The following is a 16262-nucleotide window of genomic DNA, read 5'->3' on the forward strand; positions in this document are numbered from 1 at the left end:
CAAACTGTGGAATCTTCAAGACACACACACTAATACTGATAATTGAGAGAAAACGAAACGACAATACTTCCAGTCGAGGTTCCACCAGTAGCTAAAATCCCAATCGAGTTCAGATCACTGAGCGTAATGGATCGACTCTCTCCTGGCGGTACCGTGAAATCAGGAACAGCTGTACCGTTTACCTCTAAAGCCACGGTAGGTGCTACAGCCACAATCCCATTGTTTTCCACCATGATGGTTCCGTTTATGACATAAGGTGTTCCATCTGTCCAGACGACAACTGCATCAGCTGCTGCTGCTAAATCAAGTGTGAAGCATACTGCATCATTTACAAAGCCCGCTTGTTCATTACTACATCCGCCTAAAATAGCCATTTTAACCCTCCTTCAACCTAGTCTTGATAGACTATGATCCATTGACCTTTGAAGATTGTGCGATTATCACAGCTTCAAAGCTTTATTTTTCTTCTTTGCACCATGTTGATTTGCATGTCTAATCGTGCTTGCACACTTTCAGTTGATGGAGATTTCAAGATAAATTTCACATCTTTCACAGTAATCGCACGACTTTCTCCTTTTTGGACAAGAAGATCATAACAAAATGTACCAGTTTGAATCCTAATTGCGACTGGTACATCCTGATGATCTTGATGATGCAACACAACAGTTGCCGTATTGAGAAATTTTGTTCCATTCCGCCATACTTCCACCGAACTGGGCGTTGTGGAAAAACAAAGAAAGATGTGGTGAGATTCTATATTCTTTAAAATAAGCGCATCATATACAGGAAGCTCTACTTCAATCATTCCACATAAAAAAGAAAGATCTACAAGAATTTTCGAACTGGATCGATACAAAACTTTTTGACAGCATGTTGATCTATTGCAGCACGGTACAAGAAGTTCCAACAGCACACAATTCTGCTTTTCATTGATAGAGCTCAAAGAAAAATAGCAAGTCTTAAACACACTTCTTTCAAAAAACACCCATGAGTAAAAAGGTTCCCCATCTTCCATGGTGAGCAAAAAGGGAGAACTCATCGAACGTTTGTGAGTAAAGCCTTCTAATTTTGTTTGATTGTTTATCTCTTTTAGTTTACTCATCAACAGGTTTGTCACTTTCAATCAGCCCAATTCCATGCTGTATACATAACTATATGGTCTTTTATCATATGTGCCTTTGACTATTTTGTGCGATTGGATTAGATGATGAGCATAGCTTTTCATTTTTCAAGTTTCTCTATATAATATGAACAAGAACTTCCGTGCCTCAGTAGCTCTAGAAGGGAAGAGCGCCGTAAAACAATTGTAGCTAGCGGGTCGCAAGGCAAGGGTTTCAGAAGCACCGAAAAGCAAATGAGCTGAGACAGGTGAAACTCCTGTCGGTGAAATTCCGTAGGGAAGCGTGTTGCCCCCTAGCCTATGCTTACGAAAGGAGTGCGGGTTCGAATCCCGTCTGAGGCTTGATGAATATGGAGGATGAAAACAATGCAGGTTTTTGAAGAATATGTAAGCAATATCGGTAATCCAGAGCTGAAACAGCGCACGCAAGACATCTTACAATGGATTTCAGACACATTCCCTCAATTAGAGCCAAAAATTGCTTGGAATCAGCCCATGTTCACAGATCATGGCACATTTATTATCGGATTTAGCGTCGCAAAACATCACATTTCTGTCGCACCAGAAGGTAAAGGAATTGAACACTTTTCACCAGATATTGTACAAGCTGGTTATGACCATGGAAAAAAGATGTTTCGGATGAAGGAAAGCTTACCGATTGACTATCCTCTACTTAAAAAAATCATTGAATTTAACATTGAAGACAAAGCAGATTGTTCCACATTTTGGCGAAAATAATAAACACCCCGATCTGATTTCATAACAGATTGGGGTGTTTTTTCGTGAGACTTACATTTTATTTGGTTCTCTCTCCGGCCCATTTCTGCTCCACCCATTCAAAGCACGACAGAAGTACATTAACGCCCTTTTGGAATAGCGGCAAATAAACAACCGTTACCGCCGTTAAACAGGCGATCACAGCACCTGCCAACACATCAAATGGATAATGAACACCTACCCAAATCCTTGAAAATCCTACAGCGCAGGCAATGAAAAGCCAATAAATATGACGCTTGTGGAAAAGCCAAAAGACCATACAAATGGAAAAAATAAAAATGGTGTGATCACTCGGAAAAGAGTTGTTCACTTCCTTTTCGATTAAAAGGTTGACTTGATTCAATTCTGCAAAGGGCTGCTGATTGGAATAAAAGAGCCCAGCGACTTTCCCTAGCATCTCTGCCAAGATAAAGGTCAACCCAGCAGATATCATCATGCATCTGTTTCTTCTGCTCCGATTTTGAAACCACATGATCAAAAACATGATCGCAATGAACATCACTGAATATTCAGCCAATCCAATAAGAACTGGATTTAAGACATCGTGATTCATACTAAGTTGATTAATCGACCGAAATACCCGTTCATTAAACTCCTGCATCTCATTTCATTCCTTTTGCTTCGTTTAGGAAAAGGATAAATGAAAAAAGAAGACCGTGACATCGATCGAGCGAACAAAATAAAGGGATCATCTCACATTTTTGTCACTTCATTGTCATCCGGATACCAAGAAACAAAGCACTATTTAGAATGAAACTGCTCCCATTCTTTTTTCAGCAAAGCATATTGATAGGTATTTTCATATTTAGGTGTGCCATCCTCATTTGTAGTAAATGAAACAAACTCAAGAAAGAAGCCTTCTTTCCTCATACCTAAACGTTCGCATAATGTTTGAGATCGATCATTGTCATCCTCTACATATGCATATAAGCGCCTTGCTCCTTGATTGACAAATAGATACGACAAGAGAGCTTCTGCACTTTCACGGGCATATCCATTCCCTTCATATGACGCATGAAAATTCCAGCCAATCGAATACGTATCCGGCTCATCTTTTAGATAAAACAGTTCACCGATAATCAACTGACTTTCTTTTAAACAAACCGCCATATAAGAGTGATCTGCTTTTCTTTTTTGCACCTTAGCTACCGCTTCTTCTAATGTAGAGATTTGATCATCCAGAAAACAATTCACTCTTGGTTGAGACAAGTATGCAAGCATTCCGGGTGCATCTTCATCACGAAATGGTCTAAGAATTAACCGATTTGTTTCTATTTTATCCATAAGACTCTCCTTACTACTTTTTCTTTATCTTTCACTATTTTAGATGTCATGGACTGTTTTTGCCAATTTGATCGTATGAACGTATCCATTTTTTTAAACATAATGTCATCAAAACTGGTATAATAGAACATAAGTTTGCATTTTATTGAAAAGGGATGACTTGAAATGATCAAAACGGTAGAAGGCAATATCTTAGACGCAGAAGAAGACATCATCTGTCACCAAGTGAATTGTAAGGGTGTCATGGGAGCAGGGTTAGCAAAGCAAATCAAAAGCAAATACCCAAATGTGTATAAAGACTATAAACGTTTATGTGCAGAACAAGGAGATGACTTATTAAGCTCCGTCCAGCTCATCACAACAAACGACGGAAAAACCATTGCCAACTTATTCGCTCAAGTTGGATACGGAAGAAAAACAAAACAAACAGATGACGACGCATTACGCAGCTGCTTTGAACATCTAAAACAGACAGTGACAAATCCAAATGAAGAGAACCTCCTTCATTCTATCGCCATTCCTTATGGGATCGGCTGCGGCTTGGCAGGTGGCGATTGGACGGTTGTTCGAGAGATGATAGAAGAGGTCCTTGGTGAGTGTGAAGTGACGGTTTATCAGTTTAAATAGGTAAAATGGGAAATTCTTATGAAACAAATATTACAAAAACCCTCCTTCATTCATTTGGAGGGTCATTTGCTATTTGCTATTTTCTTCTTTATTTTTCAAATAATTTAGCACAGCTTCTTTATCTTTCTCGTCTTCTGGTAAAAACCCGAACGTTTTATACTCCCATACGGCTCTTCTCTGGATACCATAAAGCCCTATAGATAAAATATCTTCATAGCCATAATCAATCGAGAATTTCCCTGTTTTATCTAATTGTAGGGTAGCTGTTGTCCAAGCACCTAAATCATTTTGTATATATGCTTTTTTCAATTCTTCAAAAGTTTTACTTAGTTCGTATAATAAATGAATGTATGTTGACTTACTTACATTATATTTAAGTGGAATTTCATGTCCATAAACATACTCTTCACTATTAGTCTCGTTGAAACAAAATGTAATTCCAGCCGAATCATCAAGGATTTCTGCATACATCCAAACTTTATCCCAATCATATGGTATTAATTCATTAATTGATTCTGCTATCTTTTTATAATAGTGTTCTATTGATTCCATTATCTTTAACCTCCAGGTTGATTCTTGATAAATTCTTGAACATAACTTTTTCCTACTTTATATTCCACAAAAAAACTATCAGGTCTTAGCAAATCACCTTGATAAATAGGCTCAATACTTACCTCTACATGTTTAGGTGGAATCTCTTTGAGTGCAGCCAACCATTCCTGCTCCATGTTATACCATTTCCCGCCACTACGATTAATCTGGGAATTCATCGGAAGTAGGTTATCAATATCCCCAGACCCTTTAAAAATAGATGCAATTAAATGCCCTCCATCATCATCCAGTAATCGATCCGGCTTTCCTGAATTGGATTGAGCATATTGGTTTCTTTTCATCTCTCCATATTTTAAATCACTTGCTTCGACTTTGACAATGCGGCCATAGTGATCTGTTGTGTAGGTGTAACCTTGCTTTGTTGAATAAACGACATTCGGTTTTAATACCTTTTTGCGTTTCCATCGCACATAGTGCTCTCCGTAACTGACAACGGTCGGTGGTGATTTAGGTGCTGGTAATCTTCTGCCTGTCTGAGAGGTACCGTATCCTGAGTTGTTGTCTAGACGCTTTGCCATGGAGAGGAGTTTATTTTTGAGATTTTCTCCATCAAATACATTGTACGGGAGCTTCGATCCACCAGCCATTTGAAACTTTGGTGAATATGGCAATAGACCAGGAATAGAGACTCTATCTAATGATTTTGCTCCTTGTTCAAGGCCTTTCTTCACTGTTGTTTTGGCCGCTGTTGTCCCTGTTTTTGTGATGGCTCCTGCCCCTTTAGACCCAAAGACAATTTCTGCTAGAGAACCAGTCGCATAGGCGAACCAGTGTGATCTCGAGTAGGCATCACCTTCAATGACCTCTTTTTGGAATGAATCAGAAATAGATTTTCCAATCGCTTTCGACGTTTCAATTGGATGAGAAACAGCCGTTACGACAGATTCAACGGCACCTCCAGGATCTGTCACAAGATCGTAGATGCCAACTACTGTATCTTTTGCCACATCATATAGACCAACTGCAGCACCTTTGACACTATCAATAAATACCTCCGAGGCCTCTTCCTGAGCTTTGATTTGGAGAAGCTGGCTGTAATACATTTTTTGATCATATGTGAGATTCTCATATCCGATCTCGTCTACAATCTCAAAGTATTTCGCTTCTGATAGACACGAAGGATCATTGAGCTTTTCTTTCAATTCTTTGATTCTTCGTTTTTCTTTTTCTTCGTTTTTCACCTTTAAATAGGCTTTTACTTGAGCATCAATTTGATCATGGTTCTTGTACACGTCTGTCTCATGAAATGCTTTTGCATCATAATACATTGGCTGCGCATTCTTTCCTTTTCCAGTAGCAGCCATCATCTTTGCATAAAAAGTGTTGAGGTGGTTCTCAACCGCTTCTGACTTTGCGTATTCCGTTTTTAAATCATTGTCTATTTGATGTAAAACTTCAATGGTCTCTTTTCTTTTTTTGTTCGCATCGTCTAAATGTTCATTGACCTCTTTACTTGAAAAAGTATGTAATTCAATTAAATCACTGATATCGTCAAAAATAGTGGAAAGTGCCTCTTTTTGTTCTTTGACCATATCTTTATTGTTCTGAATCCCTTGTTTCAATTGAGTGTCTAAAAAGTGCTCATCAATAAAAGTACTCCCGCCTAATGATTCATCATCAAGCTTTCCTTTCACCCCATCTAAAAAAGCTTTCTGCATATCGATAAAATCAAGATATGTGTCTGTGTACAGCGCAAGATCCTCATAAAAAGATTTGATATTGTCTGCACCTTTTCCAGTAAATTCATCACCTAAGACCGACACACTTTTTAATGCTTTTTTCACAAGTTTCATTTCTTCTTGAAGCTCATGATAGGCCTTTGATCTCTGTTCTACAGCTGATAGTAAAGATGGAGCATCTAATATTTTCATATAAAAAAGACTCCTTTTATGGCATATTCTTTTACTAGAATACCATAAGGAGCCTGACACTTTAATCCACTTTATCGTTTTTTAACCAATTATCTATCAGAGCTACCTCTTGATACAACTGTTTGGACATCTTCATATAGACGTTGAATCAAACAATTTGATCATAGATATTTATTTTATATAAAGAGTGCTCTGAATTTCTTTAGACTGTTTTTCGTTTAGATAGAACGTTGTCAACAACTGTAACCACGACAGCCACAGCAAGGGTAAAAGCTCCAATCCAAGGAAGATAATTCAACAAACTATTTTTAACAGCAATACCACCGATACCAGCTCCACCCGCCATACCAAGTTGTCCCAAAGCACTGTGTAAACTAAGCACAATACTTGATGCTGCAGGAGCAAGGCTTATTAGCTGAAATTGTATTGGCGAGCCGGAAGACCAAGCTGCAAGCGCCCAGAAAATGAGCAACAAATAGAAAAGAAAAGCAAATTGACCAATAAACGGGAATAGCAATAGTGCAATAGCGTGGAGCAACATTCCTCCAGTTAAAGTACGAAATGCTCCCCACTTATCTGTACTAAAACCTCCTAATTGCGCTCCAATAGCACTAGCAATTCCAAATATAAAGAGTGCTGTCGTTACCCCATGGTTACTCATTCCGAAAATATCTAGGAAATATGGTGAAATGTACGTAAATACAACCGAATATGCACCTAACCATAAAAAAGTAATAAGCAGGTATGCTGCGATACGAGGTTTCATAAAAAATTTAAACTGCTCACGCAAAGGTACGGGTTTTTCAGCAACTGTTTTTGGTATAGAGAACAACGTTAAGACAGAGAAAAGTAATCCTATGACCCCAAGTCCAATGAATATGACATTCCAATCATAATGTGAAGCTACAACTCTTCCTATAGGTACACCTGCAACCAAAGCAGAACTTTGTCCCATAATAACTGTAGCAATCGCACCCCCTTGCTTTCCTGGTGCCGCTAAAACTGCTGCAAGGGTTAAAACTGTGACTTGCATAACACCAGCACTTAAGGCAGAAATGATTCTAGCTGCCATTAGCATTTCATACCCTGTTATTATCGCAATAAGAATATTAATGACAGAGAAAACGGTTAAAGCATAGACAAGAAGTTTTTTTCGATCCAATCGAGCAAACATAGCAATTAGAAAGGGCGTCCCTGCACCAAAAGCTACTGAAAACACAGTGATTAACTGTCCTGCTGATGAAACTGAAATGTGATTGGCCTCAGCAATTTTGTCTAAGATTCCTGCAATCACATATTCTGATGTGCCATTAAGAAAACTAATGGCAGCTAACAAATAAATTTTCCACATATTTGACAAAACTATTCACACCTTTTGTTTTTGTTTCGATATTTCTAAAAATATAGATTTAAGCTCATAAATAAACCGAACGTTTTTAAAAAAAAATTAACTGTAAAGAGCTTAAAGCGTTACGCTGCTTATACTTTGCTTTGAACAGCCGATTTTATACGGCTTTTACAAAGGAGACAGGAACAAGTTCAAATTCAGTTACAGGCTCTAAAGAGCTGTGGAATTGAAAATGTAACTCTCGAACATAATTGGTAAAAATATGGGCGGCCCTCCCCGTGAGAGAAAGGCCCCTTTTTTAAAACTGATTTTTACTTGTTCTTAAGACTCAGTCCATCCTCAAAAGCATTCCCTACTTTTTCTCCTATTTTATGATAATTTCTACTCCCCCGATCAAATACAAGCGGACTGAATTTATCCAGATTGACTTTACCTTTCTGATCTAATATATCCTCTTCAACACTGATGTTCACGATTTCAGCAATCATACGCCATTCTTTTTCATCGTAACTTTTCACTTTACACTCTAATGCAAATGGAAGTTCCTGAATCAGTGGTGCATCGACAAAATCCGCTTTCACTGCATGAAATCCAGCTCTTTCAAATTTATCGGGAACCTCATTTCCGGTTTCATTTCCAAGATAGTCACATGCCTCAAGAAAAGATGCATCTGACATACTTACGGTAAATGCACCACGCAGCATGATGTTCTTTAATGTCTTTCGTTCTGAACTAATGCAGATTGAAATTTCATTTTCATTACTAATTCCACCCCATGTAGAAGCCATTGCATTCGGAATTCCATTTTCGTCATACGCTGCAATAATAAAAACTGGTTGTGGTAACACATAAGATTTTGCTCCAAGATTTTTTCTCATCATCTTGCTCCTTTTGGTTTTATATTTCTATATTTCTAGAAATATAGATTTAATTTTATAAATGAACCTAGTGTTTAAAAAAGTAGCTGTAAAGAACTGATTTTTGCACGTAGAAAAAGTGACCTCTACAATTTGTTTAAAAATGTTCTATAAAATTGACACACCATGAATTTAACGCGTTTATGATAACGATAGATGATTTGCTTTAACTTTTTATCTAAAGTACTAGTAATGGGTATACTCCGTATTTAGATGAGGATACCTATCGAGTAATTTAGCCATAATCCAGACAAGAAAAATCATACCTCTTATTTCTATATTTCCTTAAGTATAGAAATATAGAAATAAGAGAAATTACTCCATCACATATGGAGCATACTTTCCAATCAACTCACGGTCTAGACTGTAATATATATACGTGCCTTTTTTATGAGTACTCAGAAGTCCACAATCAGATAATTGTTTTAAGTGATGAGATAAAGTTGATCCAGCAATCGATTCAAGTTTTATTCCAATGTCTGAACAGCATAAATTTGCTTCATTAGCAAGCAAACGTGCAATTTTTAATCGGGTTGGTTCACCGAGTGCTTTATATATTTTTGTCGCCTGCAGTAACTTCGGGTTATCCTCCATTGTTAGCACCTCTTTTTCTGAATGAACTAGATATACCATATGAAGACAAGCTAACATTTTAATTGCAAGTATACTATTGATATCTCATTGTCTTGATGGATGAGTATGGAGTATTCTAAAGCTAAATGCACTTTAAAGAGTGCGATCGCTCATCCTAATTATCTTCAGTTCATTTCTTGAAATTTAATTCTTTTTCATGATACATTAGACTTTAATAAAAATGAAATGCATATTAATCATATAGGAGATAACAAAATTGATATGAACAAAGCACAAATGGAACTTATTGTCCAAATATCAGAAACAGGAAGTTTTACAAAAGCCGGTGAAGAACTACATATGACACAACCAGCGGTAAGTCGTGCTGTAGCAAATATTGAAACAGAATTAGGAACAAAGTTAATTGAAAGAGACAAGAAACATGGGTTATGTTTCACAGATGTTGGAGAGCGTGTATTGGTTATTTTCAGAAAGATCCTGAGTGAATTACAAAAAGTAGATGAAATCGTTGCAGCTGAACAGGGCTTAGAGATTGGGAAGATTCACATTGGAGCATACAGAACTGCTTGTACTAGATTTATTCCTAAAATCATACGTGCCATGGAGGATCAATATCCTGGTCTTGAAATCAAACTTTCGGAAGGAAGTGTTGACCAAGTTAAAGAGTGGCTACGTTCTAAATGCATTGATGTGGGTATTATTATACCTCCCGATAAAGAGTTTGATACTGTTCATTTAATGAAAGATCAACTGATTGTACTCATGCACTCAAGCCATCCTTTATACCAGAAAGAAACAATAAGTATTCCCGACTTACAAGGTGAAGATATGCTAATCGGAAAAGGTGGGTATGAGGTACAGCTTCATGCTTTATTTAAAGAGTATAACGTCACTCCTAAAGTACGTTTTGAAACGGATTATATAGAGACAGGATTAAGTATGATACAAGAAGGGCTCGGAATAACCATTACAACTAAAAAAAATATTTTGTCACTGCCAGACCAAGTTGTGTTTCGTGAATTAAAACCAGATACGTTCAGAGATATCAATATAGCAGTGCTAGATATGAAAGATATATCCAAAGCAACAGATGCCTTTATTCAAACAGCTCTTACTCTTTTTGCTAACAAAGACGCTTAAATGTCGCTTGATAAAAGTTTATAAAAGACCACTTAAATAAATGGGCTTTTATCCATCGTTATTCAGTTTGTATAACTAAGAAAGACAGCCATTTTGTCATTTAAATGGCTGTCTTTCTTAATCGTCTTATTATTGATCAACAGTTATAAAAAAAGACCTGACTGAGTTTCAGGCAGGTTCATGAAGGGGTTAATCTGATTCTTATTATATCAACACAGAGCATTTGTTCTCATTTGGTTTTTCGAAGTTTTTAGGTCTGTTTTGTGTTGACTAAACGTTTTGAGAAGTTGTGTTTCGATCAATTTTTTGGGTTTGGTGCTGCTTCCATGATACTAGATACTTCATGTACACCCGCACCTAAAAAGATAATAGAGCTTATAACCATCTTTTTTTTAATACTCATAAAGACACTTTCCTTTTTGAATATTATGTTGGGCTTGAAATGCCATCTCATTCATTTATTTTCAGACCTACATGTGGAAAAAGAACTTTATCCATCCCTTATTCCCTTATATTACATGTATTATCACATGCAGGAATTTACAAAGGACCGAAAAGATACCGAAAAAAAACTCCTGTAAAGGAGCCTTGTGATAGTGATGGATTTGATATGAAATTTGTTTATAAAAATCCATCATTGAAAGTTATTGATAATTGTATACAATGCTTTCTTTAGCACAACCTTATCATCATTTGACAAGTTTTGGAGCGCTGTATTGTTCAGCTCAATTGTTGCTGCTTCAACTTTTTCTCTAATGGCTAAAGATTTTTGAGTCGCCTCTACTAAAATATTTCTTCGATTTTTTGGATCTATTGTGCGTTCAATTAAGTCCGCTTTTTGCATTTTATCTAAAATTCCAGAAACTGTTGAGGCTTCTAAATACACAAGTTCTCCAATTTGTTTGGGAGATAGCTGGCCCTCTCTCCACAAACAGTTCAACACACCATATTGAGCGGGTGTCAAATCATATTCCTCTAAAAGCTTACTAAAGTACTTAAACACTTTATTTTGACTAACACTTAGTAAAAAATTTATGCACTCTGATAATTCCATTTTATCTCCCCCACATTGACTTCACCTATAATATCATGGTAGTTTTTTAATTGAAATACTTTTGCACCAGAAATGTTTTGTCATAACATATTTTTAGAGAGGAAGATAAATAGTGGATTCATTTAAAGCGATTCTAGTGACAGAAAAAAATGATCAAGTTAGTTATGATCTTCAAAATGTAAGTGTGAATGATCTATCTGAAGGAGAAGTATTAATTAAAGTTGCATATTCTTCAATCAATTATAAAGATATGCTGGCTGTTCAAAAAAATGGAGGTGTTATTCGTAACTATCCGATGATTCCCGGAATTGATTTAAGTGGAACGATCGTTCATACAACAGATCATCGTTTCGTAGAAGGTCAACAAGTGATTGTCACAGGTTTCGCTATGGGCATGAGCCACACTGGAGGTTTTTCAGAATATGCTAGAGTACCTGCGGATTGGATTGTTCCTTTGCCAAATAACTTGACTTTAAAAGAAGCAATGACTTTTGGAACAGCAGGCTTTACAGCCGCTCTTTCGATCATGGCTTTACAGGAAAATGGAATGAATACAAAAAATCAACCTCATATACTCGTTACAGGTTCAACTGGTGGAGTTGGTAGCATCGCGATACAATTATTATCTAAAATTGGGTACAAAAATATTCATGCTTTAGTGCGTAAAGATCATCAAGTTGACATTGCAAAATCTTTAGGAGCAACTGATGTCATTTTTGCAAACGAGTTAGGAGAGCTCAAAAAACCATTAAACAAGCAAAAATATGACTTCGTCTTAGATACCGTAGGAGGAGATGTGGCTTCTGTCATAATCCCTCAAATTTCTTATGGTGGAAGCATGAGCATGTGCGGGAATGCAGGTGGAATTAAATTAACAACAACTGTGTTACCTTTTATTTTAAGAGGGATCAACCTTCTAGGGATCGATTCTGTAAATGTACCAATCAATAAACGCAAAGTCATTTGGAACGAGATAGCAAACGAATGGAATATCGCCCAAACGACTCTAGTCAATGAGATTACTCTCGATACGTTACCTGAAACAATTGAAGCCATTAAAAATGGCCAACATTTAGGAAGAACAATTATTAAATATTAAACTCTATTTGAACTATATTATACAAGACTACCAATCCATATACCCCATGCTCTTAGAGCATCAATACCAAGTAAACACAAAGCTAAAAAAGGTGAAACTATACTCCACTAAATAATAAAAGAAAAACTCTATTATAAGGGTTTTTCTTTTTTGGAATCGTACTCTTTAATAATATCAATTGGATCAATCGCATCATCATCTTGTGTATATTCCTCTACATAAGGAGTAATTAATTTCTCAAACTGCTTTTCATCATCCACTAGAGCAATACAAGTTTCATACCCTTCAAAATCAGATGGGTATAAATTTGCAACAGCACTACCGGTTTTTAAAGCCTGATCTATCGCATTTTTTAATTCCAATAGACCCTTCCTGTTTCCTAAAATCAATGCTTCTCTGTGATGAGTTTCTTGAGCATATATATTACACATCTCTAAAACATCATCATCATCCACTTGAATAGACATATAAAAGCACCTCCGAAGTTAAATTTAGTTCATTATATAATTCTTAATGTCAACATGCTAAAGAGCCATGACCTCAAACGTCTGATCCAAATAGTGATTGCGTACACCGCAAACAAAAATAGCTCAAACTACTTAACGGTACTTTACTCCTTTTTATATTTCATTACTTTTATAATTCTATAAACTATTACAGCAACATAGCACACAACTAAGGTAATCAGATATTCAAAAGGAAAATCTCTTTGTACACCTTGATAAAGAAAAATTGCCAAAAGGACTGTAAACAAAACTATTTGAAAAACTTCTTTTTTTATCATACAAATCCCCCGATATACTTTCACTTACGTTTTATACTTTTAATTACGTTATGTTACCGTGAAATTATAAAACAATCAGTCTTAACATTCTACAGTCAGTTCCATATTTAGGATTTAAGTAACAAAATTGAAAGTATGTACTATATTTATTTTTATCTCAAATTGTTTTCTTCTCTTTCTTCATAAAAAACATCCTGAAATTCTCCATAAATTTTTTTCGGTTTTTCAGAATCCCATGCTTTATACAGTTCTCGCATAAATATATACAGTGAAATTGGGTAATAGCCAGCGTTCCTCTAACGGACACTAAAAGTTTCCTCTTCAAAAAGCTTAATACATTCATTTGTTTTTTAGTATCTCTATACGCTGCCATCAAAGCAAATGGAGCATCTAATATTTTCATATAAAAAAGACTCCTTTATGGCATATTCTTTTATACCATAAGGAGCTTGACGCTTTAATCCACTTTATCGTTTTTTAACCAATTAACCTCCAGAGCTACCTCTTGATGCAACTGTTTGGACATCTTCATGTAGAGGTTGAGTCAAACCGTTTGTAAAGAAAAGTGTACCTAGAGCTACCACAACTAGTGAAAATGTAATAAAAACCGACTTCTTCAATTAATTCACTCCTTTTCCTACATACTGGCTTGCGAGTAAGGCTCTTTTATAGTAATTTAATGATTGTTTCAGCAAGCCTCTCCCCTCTAAATATTTCGCCACATCAACCAGAATTTCCTCTAAATCAACCCATACTCTTTTCTCTTCAAGCTCTAAACACAGATTGTTTATATTGTTCAATTGAGATTGATTTTTTTCATACAATAGTTCTTTTAACAATTTAAATTTTATTTGAAAAACGTTATGGTTGACTTGTTCTGATAAAGAAATGCCTAGATCAATCCATTCAATCGCGTCATTACTTTTACTGGAGATTTCTATTCTAGAAAGTTCATATAAACATCTCAACTTCAATAAATCTTGATTTTCGATCTCTTTATAACTCAACGTACGCCTAAATAGTGCTGATGCTTCTTCTAAATTTTCTTTTTTGCTTTCTAGAAAACCCATATTGTAATATAGATGAATGATTAAATGATTGTCATTAATACTTTCGATCATATTCTCAGCTTCACTAAAAAGAGCTCTTGCTTTATCATATTCAAATTGATCAATTAAGTTTAACGCATGTAGCATCCTACAGTTAATCTGTCTTTTGATATATGTTTCATGGGCATTAAATGTGTCACACGCAATTTGTGCATGATATTTTGATAAAAAGGTCATTTTCAAATCATAAAATAGAACTGCGATTTTATAATGAAATTCAGCTTTTTCTATTTCATCATCAACATAAGCCAACTTTTTTTCAGCTATTCTGAAGTAACTTAATGCCTTATCATAATCTTGTAAGTAGTCATGATAGATCCCATTATAAAAGTAGAAGTAATATGACATTAGTTTATTTGTTTTTTCTTCTTTTTCGTCTGGAGCATTCCGCTGAAAGAATGGCTTATCTAAATTTCTGCTAATATTCTGAAGTTTCAGCTTAAGCCTAAAGCTCAACAGTTGATAGTACAAAAGAATATCTTGATTTTCTTCCATTAAATCAATTGCCCTGTCTATGTCATCTTGCATTTCTATAGCTGCCGATAAATCCCCTTTTTGTATCGCAAGATTCCAAGTGTTTAACATGTTTCCTACCTCCTGAGAGGCAATTAATCCTGACATTCCTTTACCCCCTTCTAAACAAATCCCTAGTATAATTCTAACACGCATTTTACAACATATGTAAAGTGAATCTGCTCATAATAGAAATTTTCGGTATCCCGCAAATCTGATAATAATTGAATGGTATGCAATTATAAGAGTTGGTTAAAAGAGAGAGTAGCCAGAAAGGACTTGATACTTATTTCTTTTAGATTGACCACCTTCATTTTTTAAAAAGAAATTCACAAAATATTGTTTTGAAATTGATATAAAAAGACCTGACTGAGTTTCAGCCAAGTTCATGAAGCGGTCAATCTAAATTATATTATAATGAAATCAAAACAAAACAGATAATTAAACATCCGTTCTCATTCACTCTTTGAAAATTCACCCTATACAGTACACTCTACATGCTCTAATTTTGCCTTAATCTAAAGAATCAATATTAACAGCGAAATTTCCAGCTGTTACAGTTATCTGAGGAATTTCAGTTTTTTCAAAAATGACTACAATTTCAAATAATGTCTTTTTTATAATATCGTTACTTGGCATTGTATCTACTCTTAATATAAGGATTGTGTCAATGCTTGCAGCTACTTCATAAAGAACGTCTTCATCTTTAACAGATTCAATATAGCTTTTTATTCTTTTAAAGAACCACTCTACTTCTTCTAAATCTTGTAACGGATATTTAGTAATTTGATGAATATCGACTGGATCAGGTGCTTCTTTCTCTAAGATCGCTTCAAGTTCTGCTTTAGTTATATATTCCTCTTCTTCTTCTTCGTATTCACCCTCTGCTACTTCCTCGTCAACACTGTACTCAACTGTATAAAGCCCCTCAATGAATTCATCAAAGGAATCTGCTAATTTAAAGTCTTCTTCCATCTCAACATCAAAATAATGAATTGTAGGATTCACTTTCGTCTTTCGATAATCCATCGCTACCCAAGTATGGCCATCCCCGTTGATCAAAACAAGCCCTTCTGGCAGCTCCCACTCTTTTATCAAATAAGCACTATCCATAATTCCTTCACCTGCAGCAATTCCCAGCAGGTGGTTAAATTGAATATGATCCTCAGCCCATGAATTAGAGTGAGTGGTTGGAAAAGCATTATGAATGGTATTACCACCATTCTGCTCTAATATGAGCTTTTTATATGTATCTGGCAAAGTGACACCAAGTTTCTTTTCAGCTTTAGCTATTTCTGCTTCGTTGATCTTTTTTAACGTATAGTAACCTTCCTCGTCTATTTCCCAAAATGATTTCAAGATGAATGCCTCCTAGTAAAATATGCACATAAGTATACCATCTTGCTGAGTATA

18 protein-coding genes are annotated in these 16262 nt (G+C 35.7%); 4 read left to right on the top strand and 14 right to left on the bottom strand.

What is annotated here, in order from left to right:
- Positions 1-29 precede the first annotated feature (29 nt).
- Both ACSBQP_RS04180 and ACSBQP_RS04185 read right to left on the bottom strand, forming a co-directional pair.
- Positions 30-374, bottom strand: coding sequence for a DUF3992 domain-containing protein (locus tag ACSBQP_RS04180; RefSeq protein ID WP_008343952.1), 345 nt, complete (start codon positions 372-374; stop codon positions 30-32).
- 74 nt (positions 375-448) lie between these two features.
- A complete protein-coding gene (locus ACSBQP_RS04185) occupies positions 449-1102 on the bottom strand; it encodes a CotZ-related putative spore coat protein (protein ID WP_035392640.1) in 654 nt (217 codons plus the stop codon).
- 384 nt (positions 1103-1486) lie between these two features.
- Here ACSBQP_RS04185 and ACSBQP_RS04190 point away from each other — a divergent pair, with 384 nt between their 5' ends.
- Positions 1487-1858, top strand: a complete 372-nt coding sequence (locus tag ACSBQP_RS04190) for an iron chaperone (protein WP_046343602.1) — start codon at positions 1487-1489, stop codon at positions 1856-1858.
- 58 nt (positions 1859-1916) lie between these two features.
- On the opposite strand, the gene ACSBQP_RS04195 is transcribed toward ACSBQP_RS04190, so the two are convergent.
- Positions 1917-2498 (bottom strand): undecaprenyl-diphosphatase, encoded by a 582-nt coding sequence (locus tag ACSBQP_RS04195; RefSeq protein WP_035391967.1) that lies wholly within the window; start codon positions 2496-2498, stop codon positions 1917-1919.
- A 140-nt stretch (positions 2499-2638) separates the two neighbouring features.
- Positions 2639-3181, bottom strand: a complete 543-nt coding sequence (locus ACSBQP_RS04200) for a GNAT family N-acetyltransferase (RefSeq protein WP_035391969.1) — start codon at positions 3179-3181, stop codon at positions 2639-2641.
- A 165-nt stretch (positions 3182-3346) separates the two neighbouring features.
- Between ACSBQP_RS04200 and ACSBQP_RS04205 the strand changes: the two genes are divergently transcribed.
- Complete coding sequence (locus ACSBQP_RS04205) at positions 3347-3808, top strand: macro domain-containing protein (protein WP_435028212.1); 462 nt, start codon at positions 3347-3349, stop codon at positions 3806-3808.
- Between the two features lie 69 nt (positions 3809-3877).
- Here the strand turns inward: ACSBQP_RS04205 and ACSBQP_RS04210 are convergent, their stop codons facing one another.
- The 5 genes from ACSBQP_RS04210 to ACSBQP_RS04230 form a co-directional block, all read right to left on the bottom strand.
- Positions 3878-4360: an immunity protein YezG family protein gene (locus tag ACSBQP_RS04210; protein ID WP_008343959.1), complete on the bottom strand. Its 483-nt coding sequence runs from the start codon at positions 4358-4360 to the stop codon at positions 3878-3880.
- Positions 4361-4365: 5 nt separating this feature from the next.
- Entirely contained in the window at positions 4366-6291 is a 1926-nt protein-coding gene (locus ACSBQP_RS04215) for a T7SS effector LXG polymorphic toxin (RefSeq protein ID WP_435028213.1), read from the bottom strand.
- Between the two features lie 202 nt (positions 6292-6493).
- A complete protein-coding gene (locus ACSBQP_RS04220; protein WP_435028311.1) occupies positions 6494-7642 on the bottom strand; it encodes an MFS transporter in 1149 nt (382 codons plus the stop codon).
- A 308-nt stretch (positions 7643-7950) separates the two neighbouring features.
- Complete coding sequence (locus ACSBQP_RS04225; protein WP_146270293.1) at positions 7951-8517, bottom strand: flavin reductase family protein; 567 nt, start codon at positions 8515-8517, stop codon at positions 7951-7953.
- A 354-nt stretch (positions 8518-8871) separates the two neighbouring features.
- Positions 8872-9150 carry an ArsR/SmtB family transcription factor gene (locus ACSBQP_RS04230; RefSeq protein ID WP_146270291.1) on the bottom strand — a complete coding sequence of 93 codons (279 nt, stop codon included), beginning with the start codon at positions 9148-9150 and terminating at the stop codon, positions 8872-8874.
- Positions 9151-9411: 261 nt separating this feature from the next.
- Between ACSBQP_RS04230 and ACSBQP_RS04235 the strand changes: the two genes are divergently transcribed.
- The gene (locus ACSBQP_RS04235) at positions 9412-10290 is read left to right on the top strand and encodes a LysR family transcriptional regulator (protein WP_435028214.1); all 879 of its coding nucleotides are present in this window, start codon (positions 9412-9414) and stop codon (positions 10288-10290) included.
- A 634-nt stretch (positions 10291-10924) separates the two neighbouring features.
- On the opposite strand, the gene ACSBQP_RS04240 is transcribed toward ACSBQP_RS04235, so the two are convergent.
- A complete protein-coding gene (locus ACSBQP_RS04240) occupies positions 10925-11344 on the bottom strand; it encodes a MarR family winged helix-turn-helix transcriptional regulator (protein ID WP_435028216.1) in 420 nt (139 codons plus the stop codon).
- A 112-nt stretch (positions 11345-11456) separates the two neighbouring features.
- Here ACSBQP_RS04240 and ACSBQP_RS04245 point away from each other — a divergent pair, with 112 nt between their 5' ends.
- Entirely contained in the window at positions 11457-12443 is a 987-nt protein-coding gene (locus tag ACSBQP_RS04245; RefSeq protein ID WP_136944349.1) for a YhdH/YhfP family quinone oxidoreductase, read from the top strand.
- Positions 12444-12574: 131 nt separating this feature from the next.
- On the opposite strand, the gene ACSBQP_RS04250 is transcribed toward ACSBQP_RS04245, so the two are convergent.
- The 4 genes from ACSBQP_RS04250 to ACSBQP_RS04265 all read right to left on the bottom strand — a co-directional run bounded on the left by ACSBQP_RS04250 (position 12575) and on the right by ACSBQP_RS04265 (position 16208).
- Positions 12575-12910 (bottom strand): hypothetical protein, encoded by a 336-nt coding sequence (locus ACSBQP_RS04250; protein ID WP_050827287.1) that lies wholly within the window; start codon positions 12908-12910, stop codon positions 12575-12577.
- A 474-nt stretch (positions 12911-13384) separates the two neighbouring features.
- Positions 13385-13630, bottom strand: coding sequence for a hypothetical protein (locus ACSBQP_RS04255; RefSeq protein WP_017367298.1), 246 nt, complete (start codon positions 13628-13630; stop codon positions 13385-13387).
- Between the two features lie 217 nt (positions 13631-13847).
- Positions 13848-14957 (bottom strand): RapH N-terminal domain-containing protein, encoded by a 1110-nt coding sequence (locus tag ACSBQP_RS04260; protein WP_046526677.1) that lies wholly within the window; start codon positions 14955-14957, stop codon positions 13848-13850.
- A 405-nt stretch (positions 14958-15362) separates the two neighbouring features.
- Positions 15363-16208 carry an SMI1/KNR4 family protein gene (locus tag ACSBQP_RS04265; protein WP_435028217.1) on the bottom strand — a complete coding sequence of 282 codons (846 nt, stop codon included), beginning with the start codon at positions 16206-16208 and terminating at the stop codon, positions 15363-15365.
- Positions 16209-16262: the final 54 nt, after the last annotated feature.

This window comes from Bacillus sp. G402 (assembly GCF_051172515.1).
GTDB classification, from domain to species: Bacteria; Bacillota; Bacilli; order Bacillales; family Bacillaceae; genus Bacillus; species Bacillus altitudinis.

What these genes read in the sequence shown, in the direction of transcription:
- ACSBQP_RS04205 (WP_435028212.1), top strand. Translation starts at nt 3,347, where the DNA reads ATGATCAAAACGGTAGAAGGCAATATCTTAGACGCAGAAGAAGACATC.
- ACSBQP_RS04225 (WP_146270293.1), bottom strand. Translation starts at nt 8,517, where the DNA reads ATGAGAAAAAATCTTGGAGCAAAATCTTATGTGTTACCACAACCAGTT.
- ACSBQP_RS04215 (WP_435028213.1), bottom strand. Translation starts at nt 6,291, where the DNA reads ATGAAAATATTAGATGCTCCATCTTTACTATCAGCTGTAGAACAGAGA.
- ACSBQP_RS04235 (WP_435028214.1), top strand. Translation starts at nt 9,412, where the DNA reads ATGAACAAAGCACAAATGGAACTTATTGTCCAAATATCAGAAACAGGA.
- ACSBQP_RS04260 (WP_046526677.1), bottom strand. Translation starts at nt 14,957, where the DNA reads ATGTCAGGATTAATTGCCTCTCAGGAGGTAGGAAACATGTTAAACACT.
- ACSBQP_RS04200 (WP_035391969.1), bottom strand. Translation starts at nt 3,181, where the DNA reads ATGGATAAAATAGAAACAAATCGGTTAATTCTTAGACCATTTCGTGAT.
- ACSBQP_RS04185 (WP_035392640.1), bottom strand. Translation starts at nt 1,102, where the DNA reads ATGAGTAAACTAAAAGAGATAAACAATCAAACAAAATTAGAAGGCTTT.
- ACSBQP_RS04240 (WP_435028216.1), bottom strand. Translation starts at nt 11,344, where the DNA reads ATGGAATTATCAGAGTGCATAAATTTTTTACTAAGTGTTAGTCAAAAT.
- ACSBQP_RS04195 (WP_035391967.1), bottom strand. Translation starts at nt 2,498, where the DNA reads ATGCAGGAGTTTAATGAACGGGTATTTCGGTCGATTAATCAACTTAGT.
- ACSBQP_RS04220 (WP_435028311.1), bottom strand. Translation starts at nt 7,642, where the DNA reads ATGTGGAAAATTTATTTGTTAGCTGCCATTAGTTTTCTTAATGGCACA.
- ACSBQP_RS04180 (WP_008343952.1), bottom strand. Translation starts at nt 374, where the DNA reads ATGGCTATTTTAGGCGGATGTAGTAATGAACAAGCGGGCTTTGTAAAT.
- ACSBQP_RS04250 (WP_050827287.1), bottom strand. Translation starts at nt 12,910, where the DNA reads ATGTCTATTCAAGTGGATGATGATGATGTTTTAGAGATGTGTAATATA.
- ACSBQP_RS04210 (WP_008343959.1), bottom strand. Translation starts at nt 4,360, where the DNA reads ATGGAATCAATAGAACACTATTATAAAAAGATAGCAGAATCAATTAAT.
- ACSBQP_RS04255 (WP_017367298.1), bottom strand. Translation starts at nt 13,630, where the DNA reads ATGAAAATATTAGATGCTCCATTTGCTTTGATGGCAGCGTATAGAGAT.
- ACSBQP_RS04190 (WP_046343602.1), top strand. Translation starts at nt 1,487, where the DNA reads ATGCAGGTTTTTGAAGAATATGTAAGCAATATCGGTAATCCAGAGCTG.
- ACSBQP_RS04230 (WP_146270291.1), bottom strand. Translation starts at nt 9,150, where the DNA reads ATGGAGGATAACCCGAAGTTACTGCAGGCGACAAAAATATATAAAGCA.